This window comes from Streptomyces sp. BE20 (assembly GCF_036322525.1).
Lineage (GTDB): Bacteria > Actinomycetota > Actinomycetes > Streptomycetales > Streptomycetaceae > Kitasatospora.
On sequence record NZ_JAQYWW010000084.1, the window covers coordinates 1 to 286 of the forward strand.

The window sequence follows — 286 nt, forward strand, 5'->3', positions numbered from 1 at the left end:
CCTCCACGACAGCCAGGCCCTGATACCGCTTGTCGACGCCATCCCGCCGATCCGCTCACGGCGCGGACCGCGACGCCGCCGTCCCGGCAAGCTGCACGGCGACAAAGCCTACGACCACCGCTTCATCCGTGCCTACCTGCGCCGGCGGCAGATCCCGGCCCGCATCGCCCGCCGAGGCGTCGAGTCCTCCCAGCGCCTCGGCCGCCACCGTTGGGTGATCGAGCGCACCGTCGCCTGGCTCGGCGGCTTCCGCCGGCTGCACCGCCGCTACGAACGCAAGGCCGAC

At 73.4% G+C, this 286-nt stretch carries 1 protein-coding gene; it reads left to right on the forward strand.

What is annotated here, in order from left to right; genetic code table 11:
- A partial coding sequence (locus PUR61_RS00340; RefSeq protein ID WP_329874390.1) for a transposase occupies positions 1-286 on the forward strand: 286 nt, incomplete at both ends.